Origin of the sequence: Bacteroides ovatus, from assembly GCF_001314995.1 — a bacterium.
Lineage (GTDB): Bacteria > Bacteroidota > Bacteroidia > Bacteroidales > Bacteroidaceae > Bacteroides > Bacteroides ovatus.
On sequence record NZ_CP012938.1, the window covers coordinates 5,273,325 to 5,294,315 of the forward strand.

General features: G+C 43.5%; 18 protein-coding genes. 7 read left to right on the top strand and 11 right to left on the bottom strand.

Features of this window, described 5'->3' with window-relative positions:
- Positions 1-2 precede the first annotated feature (2 nt).
- The 11 genes from Bovatus_RS19910 to Bovatus_RS19960 form a co-directional block, all read right to left on the bottom strand.
- On the bottom strand, positions 3-284 hold the full coding sequence (locus Bovatus_RS19910) for a phosphopantetheine-binding protein (RefSeq protein WP_004297289.1): 282 nt from the start codon (positions 282-284) through the stop codon (positions 3-5).
- The gene (locus Bovatus_RS19915) at positions 277-2,049 is read right to left on the bottom strand and encodes a beta-ketoacyl synthase N-terminal-like domain-containing protein (protein WP_052587874.1); all 1,773 of its coding nucleotides are present in this window, start codon (positions 2,047-2,049) and stop codon (positions 277-279) included. The genes Bovatus_RS19910 and Bovatus_RS19915 overlap by 8 nt, the downstream gene beginning before the upstream one ends.
- Complete coding sequence (locus Bovatus_RS19920; RefSeq protein WP_004305454.1) at positions 2,034-2,477, bottom strand: acyl-CoA thioesterase; 444 nt, start codon at positions 2,475-2,477, stop codon at positions 2,034-2,036. Before Bovatus_RS19920 ends, Bovatus_RS19915 begins: the two co-directional genes overlap by 16 nt.
- The gene (locus tag Bovatus_RS19925) at positions 2,474-2,911 is read right to left on the bottom strand and encodes a hydroxymyristoyl-ACP dehydratase (RefSeq protein ID WP_052587878.1); all 438 of its coding nucleotides are present in this window, start codon (positions 2,909-2,911) and stop codon (positions 2,474-2,476) included. The genes Bovatus_RS19920 and Bovatus_RS19925 overlap by 4 nt, the downstream gene beginning before the upstream one ends.
- The gene (locus Bovatus_RS19930) at positions 2,908-3,978 is read right to left on the bottom strand and encodes a class I SAM-dependent methyltransferase (RefSeq protein WP_004297293.1); all 1,071 of its coding nucleotides are present in this window, start codon (positions 3,976-3,978) and stop codon (positions 2,908-2,910) included. Before Bovatus_RS19930 ends, Bovatus_RS19925 begins: the two co-directional genes overlap by 4 nt.
- An 18-nt stretch (positions 3,979-3,996) precedes the next feature.
- Entirely contained in the window at positions 3,997-4,914 is a 918-nt protein-coding gene (locus Bovatus_RS19935; RefSeq protein ID WP_004297294.1) for an LpxL/LpxP family acyltransferase, read from the bottom strand.
- 2 nt (positions 4,915-4,916) lie between these two features.
- Positions 4,917-5,168: an acyl carrier protein gene (locus Bovatus_RS19940; RefSeq protein ID WP_004297295.1), complete on the bottom strand. Its 252-nt coding sequence runs from the start codon at positions 5,166-5,168 to the stop codon at positions 4,917-4,919.
- A 21-nt stretch (positions 5,169-5,189) separates the two neighbouring features.
- The gene (locus Bovatus_RS19945) at positions 5,190-6,413 is read right to left on the bottom strand and encodes a beta-ketoacyl-[acyl-carrier-protein] synthase family protein (protein WP_004297296.1); all 1,224 of its coding nucleotides are present in this window, start codon (positions 6,411-6,413) and stop codon (positions 5,190-5,192) included.
- A 26-nt stretch (positions 6,414-6,439) separates the two neighbouring features.
- Positions 6,440-7,168, bottom strand: coding sequence for a 3-oxoacyl-ACP reductase FabG (gene fabG / locus Bovatus_RS19950; protein WP_004297297.1), 729 nt, complete (start codon positions 7,166-7,168; stop codon positions 6,440-6,442).
- A 1-nt stretch (position 7,169) separates the two neighbouring features.
- Entirely contained in the window at positions 7,170-8,693 is a 1,524-nt protein-coding gene (locus Bovatus_RS19955) for an HAL/PAL/TAL family ammonia-lyase (protein WP_004297298.1), read from the bottom strand.
- 207 nt (positions 8,694-8,900) lie between these two features.
- Entirely contained in the window at positions 8,901-9,332 is a 432-nt protein-coding gene (locus tag Bovatus_RS19960) for an acyl-CoA thioesterase (protein WP_004297299.1), read from the bottom strand.
- Between the two features lie 489 nt (positions 9,333-9,821).
- Here Bovatus_RS19960 and Bovatus_RS19970 point away from each other — a divergent pair, with 489 nt between their 5' ends.
- From Bovatus_RS19970 to Bovatus_RS20000, 7 genes are all read left to right on the top strand, one after another.
- Complete coding sequence (locus Bovatus_RS19970; RefSeq protein WP_004323608.1) at positions 9,822-12,848, top strand: SusC/RagA family TonB-linked outer membrane protein; 3,027 nt, start codon at positions 9,822-9,824, stop codon at positions 12,846-12,848.
- A gap of 25 nt (positions 12,849-12,873) precedes the next feature.
- Positions 12,874-14,499 carry a RagB/SusD family nutrient uptake outer membrane protein gene (locus Bovatus_RS19975; RefSeq protein ID WP_004297303.1) on the top strand — a complete coding sequence of 542 codons (1,626 nt, stop codon included), beginning with the start codon at positions 12,874-12,876 and terminating at the stop codon, positions 14,497-14,499.
- A 202-nt stretch (positions 14,500-14,701) separates the two neighbouring features.
- Positions 14,702-15,265, top strand: a complete 564-nt coding sequence (locus Bovatus_RS19980; protein ID WP_004297304.1) for an L-threonylcarbamoyladenylate synthase — start codon at positions 14,702-14,704, stop codon at positions 15,263-15,265.
- Positions 15,266-17,059, top strand: a complete 1,794-nt coding sequence (locus Bovatus_RS19985; RefSeq protein WP_004297305.1) for a chloride channel protein — start codon at positions 15,266-15,268, stop codon at positions 17,057-17,059. It begins immediately after the preceding gene.
- 71 nt (positions 17,060-17,130) lie between these two features.
- A complete protein-coding gene (gene fmt, locus Bovatus_RS19990) occupies positions 17,131-18,102 on the top strand; it encodes a methionyl-tRNA formyltransferase (protein WP_008776731.1) in 972 nt (323 codons plus the stop codon).
- A 98-nt stretch (positions 18,103-18,200) separates the two neighbouring features.
- Positions 18,201-18,851 carry a ribulose-phosphate 3-epimerase gene (gene rpe / locus Bovatus_RS19995; RefSeq protein ID WP_004297307.1) on the top strand — a complete coding sequence of 217 codons (651 nt, stop codon included), beginning with the start codon at positions 18,201-18,203 and terminating at the stop codon, positions 18,849-18,851.
- Between the two features lie 8 nt (positions 18,852-18,859).
- Positions 18,860-20,953, top strand: a complete 2,094-nt coding sequence (locus tag Bovatus_RS20000; RefSeq protein WP_004323610.1) for a ComEC/Rec2 family competence protein — start codon at positions 18,860-18,862, stop codon at positions 20,951-20,953.
- The last annotated feature ends 38 nt before the right edge of the window (positions 20,954-20,991 follow it).

Sequence of the window (20,991 nt, forward strand, 5' to 3'; positions counted from 1 at the left end):
GGTTAAGCTTTGCGATTAGCAATGATGTAGTCTGCCAGTGTACGTACCGAGTAGAAGATTTGTTTTCCTTCACTGGGGTTCTCTATCTTTATACCGTATTCGCGTTCCAGAATCAGGATGATTTCGAGTGCGTCAATGGAGTCGAGGCCAAGACCTTCGTCGCCAAACAGAGGGGCTTCATTGTCAATATCTTCCGGAGTGATTTCTTCAAGGTTCAACTCTTCGATTAGTTTCCCTTTCACTTCGTCCATCAGTTCTCTTTTGGTTTGATCTAAATTATCCATAAATCGTTGATATATTATTAAGTTGTTTAAATTCTGCTTGATAATGTCCGTCCAGTAGTTCGCACCAGCCTATGATACAGGTGCGTAACTTACCTTTTGCCATCACAATCCTTGCATAATCCTCTAATGAGGCAGCATCGGATTGCCGACGGACAAAGAATGTATTCTCTCCCTGAATCTTGTGCCGGATACAGATTTCTCCCAATACTACATTGGGGAGAGTGTAGACAAACACGGCAGGACTGGCTGCTTTGTCCCCTTCTTTACTGATGATTGCCTGATGTTTGCAGTCCGTATCCAGAGAGGAAGAAGCATTGGCAAGAATGATTCCAATCTCTTCCGGACGGTGGTGTGTATTTTTCAGTAAATATTCGGCAGCTACATATCCCAGCTTACAGAGGTTGTCCATCTTATAGAACTTCATATTGTTTTCTCCCAGATGCTTGTATGCTTCCCGGATGAACGGTGCAAAGTCAGTTTCCGAAGAGCTGAATACAGTTGTTCCTTTACTTTCTACTGCTCCTGGCCTGATTGTGACCATGTTGCCCGATTCCACCACTGCTTTGCAAACTGACGGAGCACTCGCTTTGTCGGTTGCCTGCAAGTTTACTTTCTGTTTCAGGTGAGCATCGGGGAGGGATAATACCAGTGCGGCATTACAGCCTCCGAAACCGGAAGCAGTTTTGATGCAGCATTTCATCGGTATCGGCTGATGAGTGGCATAGACAGTGATAGGCATGGGAACACCGAGTGTTTCATACCCTAAAGTTCCGTAGTATCTTCCTTCTTTTAGTTGCTCTATGCAAAGTATGGTTTCGATAATGCCCGAAGCTCCTAATGTATGACCGAAATAGGGCTTGAGGCTATTCACCGGAACTGCAGCTAATCCCGCCAGATGTATGGCTTTGGATTCCATTTCATCATTGTAAACCGTAGCTGTTCCGTGTGCATTGATAAAGCTAATGTCTTCGGGGAGTGCTCCGGCTTCTTCCATTGCCTGATTAATGGCTAGAGCTAAACCGTCCCCTGTTCGGGAAGGACCGGATATATGGTTGGCGTCATTGCTGATTGCTCCTCCGGAGAGAATAATATGATTCGCGTTTCCTTGAGTTTCTAAAAGAACAGCTCCACAGGCTTCGCCCAGACTTAATCCATCCCGTTGTATATCGTATGGTCGGCAAAGGTGTGCGCTGACAGATCGAAACGATAGAAAGCCGCTGGTAATGAAATGAGAAAGAATATCCCCACCTGCCACAATCACTCGTTTGTAACGTCCTGATTCTATCCATCTCTTAGCGACGATTAGTGCCGAGACTCCTGATATACAGGCATTGGAGATGACCTCTACCTGATTTGTCGCTCCAAAGAAATCTCCGATTCGCTCCGCCATTTTCCAAAGAAAAACCGGACTGTCAGCAGGTAATTCACTCAATAAATCAACATTTCCTTTAGTGGTAGATAATAACAAGGCGTAATCCGGTTCCCGCAAGTCGGCTCCCGATTGAGAAATAACCTCTTGGATAGCCAGTATGAATAATTGCTCCATTCGGGTATAATCCGTAATCTGCATCAGCTTCGCCCGTTTTTCCAATTCCACAGAATCAATCATTCCCGCCAATAGGGGATGATCGGAAATTAGGCCGGCTTCTTGCATACGGATTCCGCTTCGGTAGTTATGGATGGCCTCCAGGTTTTCCGGGATGCCGAAACCTAACGAACTAATCAGCGTATGGGCTGTGATGTATATATTTAAAGGATATTCCATTTCTTTTTCCATTCCAGATAAAACGGAGGGTTCATAAGCTCCAATTCTTTATTCAGGTTCAGGAACACTTGTATGGTGCTTCCGGTAGCTACTATACTCTGGTCGGTAGCCCGGTAGATAACGTATTCAAATTTTATCTTGGCTGCCTCACAGGCAATATAGCGCGTCTCGACAATCGCTTCTTCACCAAAAGATAGTGATTGTTTGAACTGACAGGTTAAATCCACGATAGGAACCATGTATCCCTCCCGGTAAATACTCATATAATCCAAACCATACTGTTTGCCAAAAGCTTCTCTTCCATCTTCAAAATAGCGCACATACTCACCGTGCCATACAATCTGCATGGAGTCTATTTCGCTGAACCGCACTCTGAAGGTAGTCCGGTTAGTCAAAGCTGCAACCTGTTGATTCGTTTTCCGTTTCATTCTTTTTTTATAAATATTTTCATCCTGCATTCAGCTATCAGCTTGTCTTCCACTTTCACTTGTGCAGAAATCAATGTAATGTCGAATACCTCTTGTACAACGGTAATCTCCGTAAATAGTTTCATCCCGATCTTTGGCAAATCGTGGATTTTAAGTTTGTCCACCGAACCGATAAACCCTAACGGTACTTTTTCACCCTGCCGGGTATAAAGAAATCCGATACGTGCCGCTGCCGATTGAGCGATGTGTTCGATAATTCCTGCCTCTTGCAGTTTTCCGGTTTCGCAGAAAATATTATCAGCAGTAACAGTCAGTCCGGAATAGGAATGATTCTCTTCGATACCAAAGAAACTGTCCACCATCACGATGGGCGGACGCTGTGGAATCAAATTGAGCATTCCTTCTCCTTGTATGATAACTTCCCTGTTGTTCATTTCAATCTGCATTGTACAATGCTGTGTCCCATTCCTAAATGGTCATCTATCTTTTCAACTTCCAATCCCGCTGCTTTGATGCACCGTTCCATATCATCCGAATGATACATTTTGCTGTTACCATTTGCCATGGCTGTGAAATAAAGACTGATTTGTGTCAGGCAATAAGCGGCTGTGTCAAACTTTTGCCGGTTCCAGAAAGTTTCCATGATATAGAGGCGGCTCTCCCGGCTCATAGAGCGGGCTGCACGGGTCAGTATGCTGGTTACTTCTTCTTCCGAGAAACAATCAAGGAACTGGCTCATCCAGATAGCATCGAACCCTGTCGGGAAAGGAACTTCGGGATCGAGCAGATTGGCGCCATACCCGTGGATACGCATTGCTCCGGGCAGTTCTTTAGTTTGTTGACGCATCATCTCCAATTGTTGCGGAAGGTCCATAATAGTTACTTCCACTGCGTCGTCATAGCTTACGCACTTGGTTGCCCATCGACCGGTATTACCTCCCACATCCAGTAAAGTCTTGGGATGACGGGCGAAAACAATTGCCAAAGCTTCGTCAAACGAGCAATCCGAGTAATAATGATCGAAACCGAACCAGCTCTTTTGTACCTGTGAGGGCAAGCTTGACAGCCCTTCATAGATAGTGCTCCATTCGCCGAATACTTTCAGCCCTCCGGGACGTCCGTTGGTGAGAGCCTCTTCGAGATGGAACATTCCCAGATAGTTGACATCGTGGTTGAAATCCATATTGACACGTACCATCCTGTCGTTGAGCAGGAACCATCCGGCTTTGGCAAGGCGGTAAAGGTTTTTGTGCCGCAATACGGTACCGATCGTTAATGAGGCTTCCAGCAAAACTTGTGTTGCATAAGAAGACAGGCCACAAGCCTTGCTGATTTCTTCTTGTGTCATGCCTGCACGTTCGTCGGCTAGTAACTGGAAAATACCGAATTTGAGCATAAGGCGTGATACCTGAAACACGATGGGCCCGAAAGCTATTTCTTGTGCCAAGCGTTGTGCCTCTACCGCGGTCAACGGTTCCTTATCATATTGATTCTGTTGCATCTTTATTTTGTTATATCTTTATTTCAATCCTTTGGAGGGCGAACCGTCACTCGTGGTTTTCCAGAATGAGTAATAGTTGAACCATTGTTCCGGATAGCGTTTCAGTATTTGGTCCAAAGCGGTCGTATATTGTTCGAGCAGAGCGATCTCTGCTTTCTTTTCTTTGGTTCGTATGACTGGTTCCGTCCTTATAAAATGAAAACGGTAGGTTCTGCCCGGCTCTCTCATGGCAAAGTAGAATACCACTGGAACTTTCATTCGCGAACCAAGCAGGAAAGGGCCGGCAGGGAAAGGAGCTTTCTGTCCCAGGAGTGTTCCTGTCAGCAGTTTCTCTTTATTCAGATAACGGTCGCCCTGGAAGCATACATACTCTTTCTTGTTTAACGCCTCGGTAATACGGAAAACGTGTGTCAGGTTATCTTCGTTGACGGGGATAATCTTAAAATCCTTATCCTGACCATTTTTCTCCAATATCTCTTTGATTCTACGATGTTCGGCATCATACATCACGATATTGATTTTCTTTCCATAATCGTCGAAGAAAGGAACGCCTATTTCCCAGTTTCCCACATGGGCGCCAATCATAATCACTCCCTGTTCACTGTTCAGTAATTGCAGAAACTCCGGATACTGTTCGAATTCGAACCGATATTGACTGACTTTTCCGTTGCCAATGGCTACCTTGTCAATCAGGATTTGCCCTAATCGGTAATAGTTGCGCAGCAACATACCCAAAGAGCGTATTCGGTTGTATTTCAGGATGTGGCGGGCATAAAACCAGGTGCTTTTAGTGGCTTTCGGAGCAAACGGTACGAAGTACAATACTACCAGACTTAGAAATATATAAGCGGCAGTAATGCCCAGATACTTAATCAGGTAAATAAAGAATAAGTATCCGAATGTTCCTCCCCGGGTTTTGCCTTTCCACGTCGACATATTTACTTGGCTTCCTGCATACGGGTGATAACGAGATCGTAGAAGTCCTGGAAGGTTTTGATACCCGCAAAATCTTGTCCGGTTACGTTGAAACCGAAGTTCTTTTCTACCAGTACCACCATATCGACCAAGTCCAGGCTGTCCAGTTCAAGAGTTTCCATTAACGGTGCATCCGGCTGGATAACGTCGATGCCTACTTCAAACTCTTCTGCCAGAGTGGTTCTTATTTTCTCGATGATTTCTTCGTTTGTCATATATCTGTTTTCTTTAGTAAATTATGGATTGATTTTGCGTATGATTAGCGTGGAATTGGTTCCTCCGAATCCGAATGAGTTGGAAAGGAACGTATCAAATTCCAGGTTTACCCGTTGGGTAGGTATATTTAATTGTGCAGAGGCCTCGTCCGGTTCCTCGAAATTGAGGTTGGGAGCGATGAAACCGTTGTTCATCATGAGGGTGGAATAAATCACTTCACTGGCACCGGCCATCCACATTTCATGTCCTGTCATAGACTTTGTGGAGGTCACATACGGGTGATGCCCTTCAAATACTTCCGCAATGGCTTTCGCCTCGTTCAAGTCACCTACCGGAGTTGAGGTGGCGTGTGCATTGATATAACTGATCTGTTCGAGTGCAATCCCTGCATCTTTGATGGCCATTTGAAGAGAACGTTTCGGACCGTCCACATTAGGCACGGAGATGTGATCTCCATTGGATGAAAAACCGTAACCGATGACTTCGGCCAAGATGGGAGCTCCTCTTTTTACAGCCGATTCATAACTCTCTAATACCAGACTGGCGGCTCCTCCACTCGGAATCAGTCCGTCACGTCGTTTATCAAAAGGTTTCGAGGCTTTCTCGGGGGCTGCTTCCTGGGTGGAAAATGCGCTTAGTCCGTCGAAACTTCCTACTGCATAAGGATTGACTTCTTGTGCGCCACCGCAAAGAATACAATCCTGTAATCCCGATTTTATAAGCAGGTAACCCATACCAATAGCGTGAGAACCGCTTGCACAGGCTCCGGCAATAGTGAAGTTGACCCCTCTAAGTTTGAAAATAACCGATAGGTTCATTGTCACGGTGGAATTCATCGACTGGAAAATAGAACCGGAACCCACTAGTGCAGTGTTTTTCTTTTCACGAATGATGTCCACTGCGTTAATAACAGGAGCGGCGCTACTATCATTGCCATACAAGATACCCACTTCGTTGGATTCGAGAAAATTCTCGTCAATCCCTGCATTACGGAAAGCCTCTAATGTAGCGAGATAAGCATATTCTCCCTGCTCCGGCAGACAGAGACGTTTACGGCGGTCCAACAACTTCTTCAAGTCGGGACGTTGCAATATCCCCGTTAATGCAGAAAAATAGCCCAATTCTTTCCGTACCGGATCTATGCCAATTCCCGATTTTCCATGATATAGTGAGTCTTTTACTTCATCCAGATTCTTGCCGATGCAAGAGTAAATCCCCATTCCCGTGATAACAACTCTTTTCATTATTTTGTCTATTCTATGCTTTTATTTTAAGTATATAGTCCTCCGTTGATGGAAATCACTTCTCCTGTGATGTAGGATGAGGCTGGAGATGCCAGGAAACCGACCAGGTCGGCAACCTCTTCCGGAGTGCCGAAACGTCCCGCGGGAATATGTTTCTTCCATTCGTTCTCATCAATTCCTTCCGTCATATCCGTACGGATGAATCCCGGAGCTACTGCATTGACTGTTACTTTCTTCTTGGCAACTTCCTGTGCCAGTGCTTTGGTAGCGGCTATTACGCCACCTTTGGCTGCGGAGTAATTGGCTTGGCCGGGCATTCCCTGAATGCCCGACAATGACACGATATTTACGATACGTCCATAACGTTTGACCAGCATATTCTTCAATAAAGGCTGTGTCACGTTGAAGAATCCGTTCAGGCTGATATCGAGCACTTTGCTCCATTCTTCTCCTGTCATCCAGAGCATCAGGTTGTCTTTGCGGATACCTGCATTGTTTATCAGTACCTCGATATATTCGTCAGGGTGTTGGGAAGCCCAGTTGCCCAAAGCAAGGGTGATAGCGGCAGGGTCGGTCACATCGAACTTCATCAACTCGCCATTACTTCCTTTTTCCTGTACTAACTGCAACGTTTTCTCCGCTTCTGCGTCATTATTCTGATAATTTATCAGTATAAAGTAGCCCATTTCCGCCAGTTTACAACTGACAGCACGGCCGATACCTCGGCTTCCTCCGGTTACTAATGCATATTTCATTTTATTTATCTTCTTTTTTGAGATAGTCTATCATCATTTCTATCTCTTTATATTTAGGTGTGTCATTGGTAAATACAGGGAAGAAACTGCGTATTTCTTCATAAACCTGCCTGCTTTTGGAACTTAGGCGATCCTGTATTTTCAGGTAGTCGATAGCTTGTGCCATTCCCATAAACTGGATAGCCATCACCTGATAAGAATTCTCAATGACTGTTTTTGCTAATAGAGCCGAGTTGGTTCCCATGCTGACAATATCCTGATTATCATTGTTGTTGGGGATACTGTGTACATACATCGGATTTGATAATGTCTGACACTCCGCTGTGGTGGAGGTTGCAGTGAATTGCGAAGCCTGTAAACCATAGTTCAATCCAAGCACTCCCAAATTTACAAACGGAGGCAGGATGCCATTGATACGGTCGTGGAACAGATAGTTAATTTGTCTTTCGCAAAGCATAGTCAGCTTGGTCACAGCAATTTTCAACTTGTCCATTTCGAAAGAAATGTAATCTCCGTGGAAGTTGCCGCCATGATAAATATTTTGTGTATCCGGATCGACAATCGGATTGTCACAGGCGGAATTTATTTCGTTTATTAATACTTCTTCCGCATTCTCCAGTTCATCGTAAATAGGACCGAGTATTTGCGGAACACATCGCAAGGAATAATAGGGCTGTACTTTGTGTTCGAAGATTTTCTCTTTATGCACCTGGTTGTATAGCTCGTTCTCTCTTTGAAGCACGGATTTACTGCCTGCCACCCATTCTCTCATCATAGCAGCTATCTCTTGTTGACCTTTATGATGCTTGGCCTCGTTTAATGCCTGTGCCATAAAATCATCATAAGAGGCGGCAATCTCATTCATCATTACAGAGGCAGCCACCGACCAACGGAGTAGTTTTTTTGCATAAATCAGATTGACAATACCGATGCCTGTCATTACAGAAGTACCGTTTGTAACGGATAAACCTTCACGAATACGCATGGAAAAAGGTTTCAGGCCGTTTTCCTGAAGTACCGTAGCTGCGTTACACAATTTACCCTGATAAAAAACTTCCCCTTCCCCTATTAACGTCAGGGCGATATGGGCCAGTTGTACGAGATCGCCGCTGGCACCTACACTTCCGTGTTCGGGTATGAACGGATAAATTCCGCGGTTGATAAATTCACAGAGGAGAGAAACCAGTTCCAGATGCACTCCTGACTTCCCTTGTAGAAAAGTGTACAAACGGGCAATCATAGCTGCTTTTACATAAAGTTCGGGAAGCGGTTTGCCGGCACCGGTGGAATGGCTTCGGATGATATTATACTGAAGGTCGATCAATGACTGATCTTCTATTCTGTATTGTGCCATTGGGCCGAACCCCGTATTGATACCATAAATAATCTTATCGCTGGAAAAGGATTGCAGAAAATCGAAGCTTTCTTCTACTTTTCGAATACATTCTTCAGAGAGTTTCAGCTTCTCATTATCAAACAATACTTTATGAAGGGTATCTAAATTTATACTTTTGTCAGCTATCATTTTCTGTACTAGATATTTTATGCCTTAATAATAAGGTGCAAAAATAGGCAATTTCTGTTATATAGCGGACATGAATCAGGATAAAACTTTTTCTAAGGAATTGGTTTTGCTTGTTTTGTTTCTTATTCGTGGGAGATTTGTTCCCCGGTACCGCTCGATGCCTTCATTGGTGCCGGAGGGTGTCTTCATCGGTGGGGGGGAATCAATCTATGCTTTTTGCAAATCCCGTCCTTCATACTTGCAGATCGCTTCTATCCATTCCTTGGTCAGTGGCATGGACTCATGTCTTTCAAGATTGAAAGTAACCATGATGGACTTGCAAACACATTTCACCTCATTGGTTTTCGTGTCAATGACTTGTTGAACCAGATGAAAGCTTTTGGTACCTATCTTAGAGACGGCGGTTTGTACAGCGATGTGGTCCGATGCGAAAATTTGCTTAACGAAATTCGCTTCAATATGAACAACGACAATGCCAATCTTTTCCCAATCTACTCCCGGGCATACCGAACCGAAGTATTCAGTCTTTCCCAAGTCGTAAAAGGAGAAGTAAACCGTGTTGTTGACGTGACCAAATTTGTCTACATCATTGAATCGCAATTGGATAGGTAATGTGTGATGAAATACGATTTCTTCCATTGTTTTCTCTTAAACGTTTTAAATTCGACACAAAAATAGCACTTTTGCTTTCTTGCTTGAAATTGGGGCAAAGATAGATATTTCTGATGATTCTGTTCTCGGAGACGGGGGAGAAATTAGTTAATAATCGTTTAAACTGGAGTTTTGGAACGTTTATTCTGACTTCTGATATGTGGAAACAATCAGAAGGATGGAAAGGAACTTTTAAATACGGATTATTCTTAACTTATTATCTTGTGGAATATGTCCACATTTCTGTGGAATTTTTGCACAGGATCGTACTTGAAACTTAATCTGGTTATTAATGCTTTTTTTCTTTATTGCAAATTGTTTATGTATTTGAAAATGAGTGATATAATCTCTTTGATTAAACTTGGCAAGTCTCGTTGTTTCAGTCTTTTGTTATGCTTTTGGCACATAAATTGCCTAATATTGATGGTAATCTATCCTAATAACTATTCTAATTTTAGAACAATAATGGAAGTAATAATGAAAAACAAATGGCTATTATGCATTCTTTTAATGCTGTTTCTGCCTTTCGGATTATTTGCGCAGGTGGCTCCTCCTCTTGAAAAACAGAAGACAGAAACACAGGAAGCCCCGGAAAATAACAATGAAGTTACGACAAACAGCGATACTAATACCGACGGGGATGCTGGAAAGACAATCAAAGGAGTGATTAACGACGAACAGGGAGAGACAATCATTGGTGCTTCCGTCATTATCAAAGGTGAAGATACCGGAACTACCAGTGATATGGATGGTAGGTTTACTCTCGAAGCTCCGGAAGGAGCGATTTTAGTGATCTCTTATATCGGCTATCATACGCAGGAAGTGAAAGTCAGAAAGAGATCTCTTCTTCGTGTTGTGTTGAAAGAAGACAATCAGTTATTGGATGAAGTGGTAGTGGTAGGATACGGAACCGTCAAAAAGAGTGACCTTACGGGTGCTGTGTCCGGTGTATCCAACAGACAATACAAAAATCAACCTGTACAACGGGTTGAAAATATACTCCAGGGTCGTACTCCCGGTGTAGAAGTCACTGCTACGAGTGGTATGCCCGGAGCAAGTATGAAGGTGCGCGTTCGTGGAACTACCTCTATTAATAAAAGCAGTGATCCTTTATATGTGATTGACGGTATCATCTCTTCCAGTGGCTTGGACGGTATCAACCCTTCTGATATCCAGTCGATGGAAATACTGAAAGACGCTTCCTCCACTGCCATTTACGGTTCCCGTGGTTCGAATGGCGTTATCCTGATAACCACCAAACAGGGTAGTGAGGGAAAAGCACAGGTAACGTTCGATGCATCGGTAGGGCTTTCGACTGTCAGAAAACAGTATGACCTGCTGAACGCTTACGAATATGCAACTGCACTGAATGATATTCGCGGATCGTCTACTATCTCTGCCGAAGACCTTGAGGCTTATAAAAATGGAACGAAAGGAATCAACTGGACTGATCTTCTGACTCGTACAGGTATCACCCAGGATTATCGGCTCGCCATATCCGGAGGAAACGAAAAAGTGAAATACCTTATTTCGGGAAATGTGCTTGATCAGGAAGCCATCACGATCATGTCCGACTATAAACGCTATGGGATTCGGGCAAACATCGACTCGGAAGTGAAACCCTGGTTGACAATCTCTGCAAAATTAAACGCATCCAGTCTTCACAAACACAATGAAGGTGGGGCGAACTGGTTGCATGTCACTAACTTTTCGCCTACCATGGAGCTGAAAGATCCCGAAACCGGCGTGTACAATACAGACCCGTATAATATGATCGGTTCCAGCCCTTACGGTGAAATGATAGTGAACAATAGCGATAGCTATAGCTATAATTTAAACGCCAACCTGACATTGCTGTTTAAGATCATGAAAGGACTGACGCTTTCCGTTCAGGGAGGTTATGACTACGATAATAGTCCTTCTTATTCTTTCCGGTCGAAACTGGATTCACCGGGTGCTATCAATAGCGCAAGCAATACCAACGCATTGCATAACTATTGGCAGAATACTAACAATCTGACCTGGCAAAAGCAATTCGGAGATCATAGCTTCACCGCCATGGGTGTATGGGAAATAAGTCGTTCGTGGGACTCACAACTAAAGGGAACCGGTTCCAATCTGAACAATGAAAGTGTTGGGTACTGGAATCTTGGCAATGCTGCTATCAGAGATGCGAGCAATTCATATACGGAATTTTCTCTGGCTTCCGGCATCGTGCGTGCTAATTACGATTATAAGAAACGATATTTTATTACTGCTGCATTAAGAGCTGACGGTTCTTCTAAATTTCAGGGAGACAACAAATGGGGATATTTCCCTTCCGCAGCTGTGGCTTGGGATATTGCACAAGAATCTTTCATGAGCAACCAGCACGTGCTCGATCAGCTGAAGCTGCGTGCCAGCTTTGGTGTCACCGGAAATCAGGATATTGCTGCTTACAGCACATTAGGTATGTTGTCGGGGGCATCTTACGGCTGGGGAACTTCCACTTCCTCTACGGGATATTGGGGATATCAGTTTGCTACACCCGGCATTACCTGGGAAAAAACTTACCAATATGATTTGGGATTGGATATGAGTATCGGAGGCTTTAATATTACAGTGGACTGGTTCAAGAAACAAACGAAAGATCTGCTTTTTCAGAAACAGGTGCCTAAATATAACGGAGGTGGTACTTATTGGGTGAATCAAGGAAAACTGAACAATACCGGAGTCGAATTATCCCTTACCACTTTCCCTGTAAAGGAGGCTGTGACGTGGGAAACCAGCCTGAATGCTTCTTATGTGAAGAATGAAGTAGCAGATCTCGCAGGCGATGACTTTGTACTCACTGCTAACTATAGCGATTTGGGAGGTCCTATGCAGATTATGAAGCCCGGTTATCCTATGGGATCTTTCTATGTCTATCAATGGAAAGGATTCGATGATAAAGGCGCCAATCTTTATCAGAAAGCAGATGGTAGTCTGACAACGAATCCGACTTCCGATGATTTGGTTGTGAAAGGACAGGCAAGTCCCAAATGGACAGTAGGTTGGAACAATACTGTTACTTGGAAAAACTGGACGCTGAATGTCTTTTTTAATGCTGCCACCGGATATGACCGGTTGAATATCAGCCGTTTTATGGCGGCATCCATGACTGGCGTCTCTCGTTTCGTAACCTTGCGTGATGCCTACTTCAAAGGATGGGATCATGTTGCCAACAAAGCGGACGCTCTTTATCCGAGCCTTACCAATACCGACAACAAGAGTTATGCTAATTCGGATTTCTGGCTTGAAGATGCTTCTTTTATCAAGTTGAAGAATATCAGCCTCTCGTACCGCATTCCTCGCCGTGTACTGAAGTTTGCAAGTGTACAACTGTCCGTCAGTGCACAGGATCTCTTTACAATCACCCGCTACAAAGGAATGGATCCTGAAGTGTACACCAGTTATGACGGACTGGATTACGGTGCTTATCCGATTCCTCGGACAATCACCTTTGGAGCCAAATTCAGATTTTAAAACCGTGTATTAAGACAATAACCGTATGAAAACAGCATATACCTTTATAATGAAAGCCTTGCCTGTACTTCTGACAGCTTTGTGTTGGACTTCGTGTAGTGATTTTCTGGAAGAAGATCCGAAAGGACAGTTACCTTCGGATACCTATTTCAGTAATAAAGAAGACTTGGACGCTTCGCTGACGGCTCTCTATTCCGTGATCGCAAGTTCACAGGCTAGTAATAATCTTTGTGGAACGAACTTCCTGGTGGGAGATGATATCTCCACTCATCCTTCCAGTAATAAACAACCTCTTCGTGAACACGATCAGTTTGATGTGAAAGACAATAACTCGTGGTTGTCCAGTATGTGGGAGCAGCGTTTCAAAGTTATCAAGGCTGCCAATTTTATCATAAATAATGCGGAGCGTACGCCGGAGGTATCAAAAGACGATATAAAAGTGGCTATTGCACAAGCACATTATTGGAGGGCCTACTCTTATTTTTATCTGGTGACTACTTGGGGACGGGTTCCCATCATGCTGAAAGAAGAAATAGATTATAATGCTCCGTTGAAGACGGAAGAGGAAGTGTACGAATTGATTCTGTCTGACCTGAAAATAGCAGAAACCGATTGCCCCGCACTGTACACGAAGGAACCGTATGGCAGAAATGGAATGAACATTGCTGTAAGTGAGGGAGCCGTAAAAGCAACGATGGCTTATGTCTATATGTGTATGGCAGGATGGCCACTTAATAAAGGAGTAGAATATTACAAGCTGGCTGCCGCCAAAGCCAAAGAAGTGATAGACGGTGCAGATGGTGGTAGCTACTATTATAAACTGCTGCCGGAATATAGCCAGGTATATTCATGGGAATACAATAATAAGAATACGGAACTTCTGTTGGGTATCTATTATAATAGGGATGCGACAGGACAATCCGCTCCCTTGACCGATTTCCTGCAAGATATGAAACAGGCCGGTTGGGGAGATACGAATGGAGAAATTAATTTCTGGATGAACTTCCCCGAAGGTCCTCGTAAAGATGCTACGTATTTCCCGAAAATCATGCTTAGCGACGGGAAACTATATGATTGGTGGTATGATACCGATCCTGCTTCCCGCGAGGTAGTGGCACCTGTATTTATGAAGACCGTGGAAGGTGCTGTACGCGGAACTGAATTTGATTATACAAATCCTGCCGTAGTCAATGCATCGGGGGAGAAAACATTCCAGTTATTACGTCTTTCGCAAGTATATTGCTGGTATGCCGAAGCAACAGGCCGTGCGGGAGAAATCAATGAACAGGCGGTTAAAGTGTTGAACGAAGTGCGCAACAGGGCAGACGGTGAAAAAACAAATAGATATACGACGGATATGTCTCCTGATGAACTGGCGGAAGCAGCCTACAATGAACATGGTTGGGAAATGGCCGGTTATTATTGGGGCGGTATTGCGAGCAGAGCCAGGGATATGTTCAGAATGTACCGGTATAAGGATCATTTTGAATTCCGTAAGAAAAATGAGCCTATTGAAGTGGTGTCCGGAGTTTTCAGGAAAGAAGCAGTAACGGTCACCGGAACTTGGGATGACAGTAAGATGTATGTTCCTTATCCCTATGAAGATGTGATTTTGAACCCGAATCTGGACAATAGTTGGAAGAATAGATAGCGTTAGGGGTTGATTTTTTGAATGATCTGTTTTTTATAGAACGATGTAGGTTATCTCTTAATTTACATCGTTCTTTCTTTTTTGTATGGTTTGTTGTGTCAATCTATATTTTTGAGGGACTTAAAAACGTCGGGCTAGATTTCACTAAATGGAATAAAAGTGTTATTTTTGCATCTTGTTCTTAACGGAAATTAATCAAGAAATGATAGAAGATATTAAAAAAGCCTGTCAGGTGATGAATGAAGGAGGAGTGATCCTTTATCCCACCGATACCGTATGGGGTATAGGCTGTGATGCGACTAATGAAGAGGCTGTACGCCGCGTGTATGAGATTAAGAAGCGCGCTGACAGCAAGGCTATGCTGGTCTTGGTAGACTCTCCGGTTAAAGTAGATTTTTATGTACAGGATGTGCCTGATGTTGCATGGGATTTGATTGAAGTTGCCGACAAGCCGTTGACGATTATTTATTCCGGAGCACGTAACTTAGCATCGAATTTGCTGGCCGAGGATGGTAGTGTAGGGATTCGGGTGACGAATGAAGATTTTTCCAGACGACTCTGTCAGCAGTTCCGTAAAGCAATCGTTTCTACTTCGGCTAATGTCAGCGGGCAGCCGGGTGCGGCTAATTTTAGCGAAATCAGTGATGAAATCAAATCGGCGGTAGATTATATCGTTGGCTTTCGCCAGGACGATATGAGCCGGCCGAGACCCTCAAGTATTATTAAGTTGGAAAAAGGTGGAGTGATAAAGATAATTCGCGAATAAATGAAGGGAGAAAAACTTAGTTTATTACAGCGTTGCATCAAATGGCGGGAAGCGAATATAAAGGAGAAGCAATTTATTCTGATATTAAGTTTCCTGGTCGGAATTTTCACAGCGTTTGCCGCATTAATATTGAAATTCTTTATCCATCAGATACAGAATTTCCTAACTGATAATTTTAATGCAACGGAAGCTAACTACCTGTATTTGGTATATCCGGTAGTCGGGATTTTTCTTGCAGGTTGGTTTGTTCGTAATATTGTAAAGGATGACATCAGCCATGGAGTCACCAAAATTCTATATGCTATTTCCCGTAGACAGGGACGTATCAAGCGACATAATATCTGGTCCTCTACCATTGCCAGTGCGATCACCATCGGGTTTGGTGGATCGGTTGGAGCAGAGGCGCCGATTGTACTGACAGGTTCGGCAATCGGTTCCAATTTAGGGAGTGTATTCAAGATGGAGCACCGCACGCTGATGTTGCTCGTCGGCTGTGGCGCGGCAGGTGCGATTGCCGGCATTTTTAAAGCTCCGATTGCGGGATTGGTATTTACATTGGAAGTTTTGATGATCGACCTGACCATGTCCTCTTTACTTCCCCTGCTGATTTCTGCCGTGACAGCGGCAACCGTTTCATATATAATCACCGGTACGGAGGCTATGTTTAAGTTTCATCTGGATCAGGCATTCGAACTGGAGCGTATTCCTTTTGTTATTTTACTGGGAATTTTTTGCGGACTGATTTCATTGTACTTTACGCGTGCCATGAATTCGGTGGAAGGTGTCTTTGGTAAACTCAACAACCCTTATAAGAAACTGGCTTTCGGTGGTGTGATGTTGAGTATATTGATCTTCCTTTTCCCGCCTCTTTATGGTGAAGGATATGATACCATTAATCTTTTGCTGAATGGAACGTCTGCGGCAGAGTGGGATACGGTCATGAACAATTCTATGTTTTATGGCTATGGCAATTTGCTGCTGGTTTATCTGATGCTGATTATTCTGCTGAAGGTCTTTGCTTCCAGTGCAACGAATGGTGGCGGTGGTTGTGGTGGTATCTTTGCGCCTTCGCTTTATTTGGGATGTATCGCCGGGTTTGTCTTTTCTCATTTTAGCAATGACTTTGCTTTCTCCGCTTATTTGCCGGAAAAGAATTTTGCATTGATGGGGATGGCGGGAGTGATGAGTGGCGTTATGCATGCTCCGTTGACAGGGGTGTTCCTGATCGCCGAATTGACAGGGGGATATGACTTATTTCTTCCGTTGATGATTGTATCTGTAAGTTCATATCTGACCATTATAGCTTTCGAACCTCATAGTATCTATTCGATGCGTTTAGCTAAGAAGGGACAGTTGCTTACACACCATAAGGATAAAGCCGTGTTGACGTTGATGAAGATGGAGAATGTGGTGGAGAAAGATTTCGTTGTCGTACATCCGGAAATGGATTTGGGCGAATTAGTGAAAGCAATTGCTGCTTCCCATCGAAATGTCTTCCCGGTGACAGATAAAAAAACAGGTGAATTGTTAGGTATTGTACTTCTTGACGACATTCGTAACATCATGTTCCGGCAAGAACTTTATCACCGTTTCACTGTTAATAAATTAATGACATCTGCCCCTGCCAAGATATTTGATACGGATGGAATGGAACAGGTGATGCAGACGTTTGATGATACGAAAGCCTGGAATCTTCCGGTAGTGGATGAAGAAGGGCGATATCAGGGATTTGTTTCTAAATCGAAGATATTTAATTCATACCGGCAAGTATTGGTACATTTCTCTGAAGACTAACTGACAATCGGCAAGATGCCGGAGCCGGGTTTATGCAGATAACAGGTTGCTATGCAGATTATAAGACGATTATGAAAAAAGAAGATTTAAGAATAGTATATATGGGGACTCCCGATTTTGCGGTAGAGGCCCTGCGTCAATTAGTAGAAGGCGGTTATAATGTAGTGGGTGTGATTACAATGCCCGATAAGCCTGCCGGACGCGGACATAAGATCCAGTATTCTCCTGTAAAGCAATATGCGCTTGAACAAAATTTACCGTTACTTCAACCGGAAAGGTTAAAAGATGAGGTTTTTGTAGAAGCATTGCGTGAATGGAAGGCGGACTTGCAGATTGTAGTTGCTTTTCGTATGTTGCCGGAAGTGGTATGGAATATGCCACGACTGGGTACGTTCAATCTTCATGCTTCTTTGCTTCCTCAATACCGTGGAGCTGCCCCCATTAATTGGGCGGTTATCAATGGTGATACGGAAACTGGAATTACTACTTTCTTTTTGAAACACGAGATAGACACCGGAGAAGTCATTCAGCAAGTACATGTACCTATTGCAGATACGGATAATGTGGAAGTGGTACATGATAAGTTGATGGTACTGGGAGGAAAACTGGTTCTTGAAACGGTAGACGCTATATTGAATGGAACGGTAAAACCGATTCCTCAAGAAGAAATGGCGGTTGTCGGTGAACTTCGTCCTGCTCCGAAGATCTTTAAAGAAACCTGTCGGATTGACTGGAATCAGCCGGTGAAGAAGATATATGATTTTATCCGTGGATTATCACCTTATCCTGCTGCTTGGAGTGAACTGATTACTTCTGAAGAAGGAGCAGCAGTGGTCGTGAAGATATTTGAAAGCGAGAAGATTTATGAATCACATCAATTAGCTACAGGAACAATTGTGACCGATGGAAAGAAATTCATGAAAGTAGCTGTACCGGATGGATTTGTATCTATTCTTTCTTTACAGCTTCCCGGTAAAAAACGTCTGAAAATAGATGAATTGCTTCGTGGATATCACCTGGAAGATGGTTGTCTGATGAAGTAATTAATCGGATGAGCAGATTAAAACGAGCAAGCCATTAGATTATAAATAGAATAAAGCGTCCCGAATAAGAGACGGCTAGAACCTAAAATAAAAGAATTATGAAACCGATTATCGCTCCTTCCATTCTTTCTGCCGATTTTGGATATTTGGCAAAGGATATTGAAATGGTAAACCGCAGTGAAGCGGAGTGGGTACATATTGATATTATGGACGGAGTATTTGTTCCGAACATATCATTTGGCTTTCCGGTACTGAAATATGTGGCGAAGTTAAGCCAGAAACCGCTGGATGTGCATTTGATGATTGTGAATCCGGAAAAGTTTATTCCGGAGGTAAAAGCGTTGGGCGCCCATACGATGAATGTGCATTATGAAGCTTGCCCGCATTTGCATCGGGTGATTCAACAAATCAGAGAAGCTGGGATGCAGCCTGCTGTAACTATCAATCCAGCCACTCCTGTAGCTCTTTTACAAGATATTATCCGGGATGTATATATGGTGCTTATCATGAGCGTGAATCCGGGATTTGGCGGACAGAAGTTTATCGAACATTCAGTAGAAAAAGTTCGTGAGCTGCGTGCCCTGATTGAACGGACAGGTTCGAAAGCGCTCATTGAAGTAGACGGTGGGGTGAATCTGGAAACAGGTGCCCGCTTGGTTGAGGCGGGAGCCGATGCGTTAGTGGCTGGTAATGCTGTCTTTGCGGCACCCGATCCGGAGGCGATGATTCGTCAGTTGCACGAACTGTAACTCATCTGTTGAGTACTTTTTACATCCATCGATATCCCTATATACGCCTGATTATCCCTTGGATAACAGGCGTTTTTTGTGGAGATCATTTTTTTGACCGTTCATGGGAACCTTTTTGGAGTGTTCTAGCCTTTGGACTTTGTATTGCTTTATTGTTTGTTCTTTATTTCCTGAAACGCCATTCATTGCGATGGTGCTTTGGATTAGCAGTCTCTATCCTTTGTTTTATAGGAGGATGGCTTGGAATAACTTGGCAATTACAACACGCTGTCTACTCTTTTCCGGAAGAAGAAACAGTGTATCGGGTTTTAATAACGGATGCACCTCAAGCGAAAGAACATACCTACCTCTGCCAGACATTATTAAAGGAACGTCGTGATACTGCCGGCACATATCCGATAGAACGTGCTGTAATTCTTTATCTACAGCAAGATTCGGTCGTTACCCGGTTGAAAAGTGGAGATGAACTGCTGATTTCTGCCCGTATTTCTCCCCCTCTCAACAATCGGAACTTTGATGAATTTGATTATGCCCGCTTCCTGATGCGGAAAGGAATCAGTGGAACAGGATATGTTGCATCCGGGAAATGGACAAAACAGGACGGGATGAATAACCTTGATCTCAAAAGTATAGCCAGCTCTTGCCGAAGAAGGATGATTTCACTTTATCAGAAACTGGGATTTTCCGGTGATGAACTGGCTGTACTTTCAGCACTGACCATAGGAGACAAAACGGAATTAAGTGATTCGGTTCGTGAGAGTTATTCGGTGGCCGGTGCAAGTCATATTCTAGCTCTATCCGGTTTGCATATCGGGCTTTTATATACACTGCTCTTTTTCATACTGAAACCTATTGCCCGAAGAGGAAATATAGGTAGAGCTATACGTTCTGTTCTTCTTCTTATCCTATTATGGGCTTTTGCCTTTTTCACAGGACTTTCTCCTTCGGTAGTACGCTCGGTCAGTATGTTTTCAATTTTAGCAATGGCAGATATGGTTGGTCGCCAACCGCTATCTCTAAATACATTGGCGGCAGCTGCATGGTTGATGCTATTCTGTAATCCGGCATGGTTGTTTGATGTTGGTTTCCAGCTCTCTTTCCTTGCTGTTGCTTCCATCCTATTGATTCAAAAACCAATCTATCACCTGATTACGGTGAAAGGTAGAATAGGAAAATATATTTGGGGACTGATGAGTGTGTCTGTTGCTGCACAAATAGGAACGGCTCCGCTTGTTATGTTTTATTTTTCCCGGTTCTCTGTACATTTTCTATTGACGAACTTGGTTGTTATTCCTTTCATTACGATTATCCTGTATGCTGCTGTCATTATGCTTCTTCTGACTCCTCTTTCGTGGCTTCAGATCGTAGTGGCCGAAGGTGTTAAGAAACTATTGGAAGGACTTAACTTCTTCGTCCGATGGGTGGAACAGCTTCCTTACGCTTCTATAGATGGAATCTGGCTTTATCAGTCAGAAATATTGGGTATCTATATCGTTGGCTTTTTGTTAACCTATTATTTCATGAACCGTCGATACCGGAATTTATTGATTTGTCTTTTTTCTATCTTATTACTGGGGACTTATCATTCAACATTATATTGGCTAGATCGTCCCCGGACAAGCCTGGTCTTTTATAACGTGCGCGGTTGCCCTGCAGTACATTGCATTGAGAGCGATGGACGTTCCTGGATAAACTATGTAGATACTATCTCCAATGAAAAACGTCTGAAGCGCATGGCTGCTAACTATTGGAAGCATCATCATCTTCTGCCTCCCAAAGAAATAACTGCCGATTGCCGGTATATGGAACTTAATCGTCAGCAGCAGATTATATCCTATCATGGCTGTCATATTTGTGTAATAAATGATAACCATTGGCGGAACAAAACCACCGTTTCTCCGTTATATATTCAGTATCTTTACTTATGCAAAGGATATGACGGACATCTGGAAGAGCTCACCCGAATCTTTTCTTTCTCTTACGTCATATTGGACGCATCTCTCTCGGAATACCGCAGACACCTCCTTGAAAGCGAATGCAAGCAATCCGGTCTGCGGTTTATCTCGCTATCCGACGAAGGTTCTGTCCGCTTTTTGCTCTAAGTACAAAGATTTATCGTACATTTGCACCTTGATAAAGT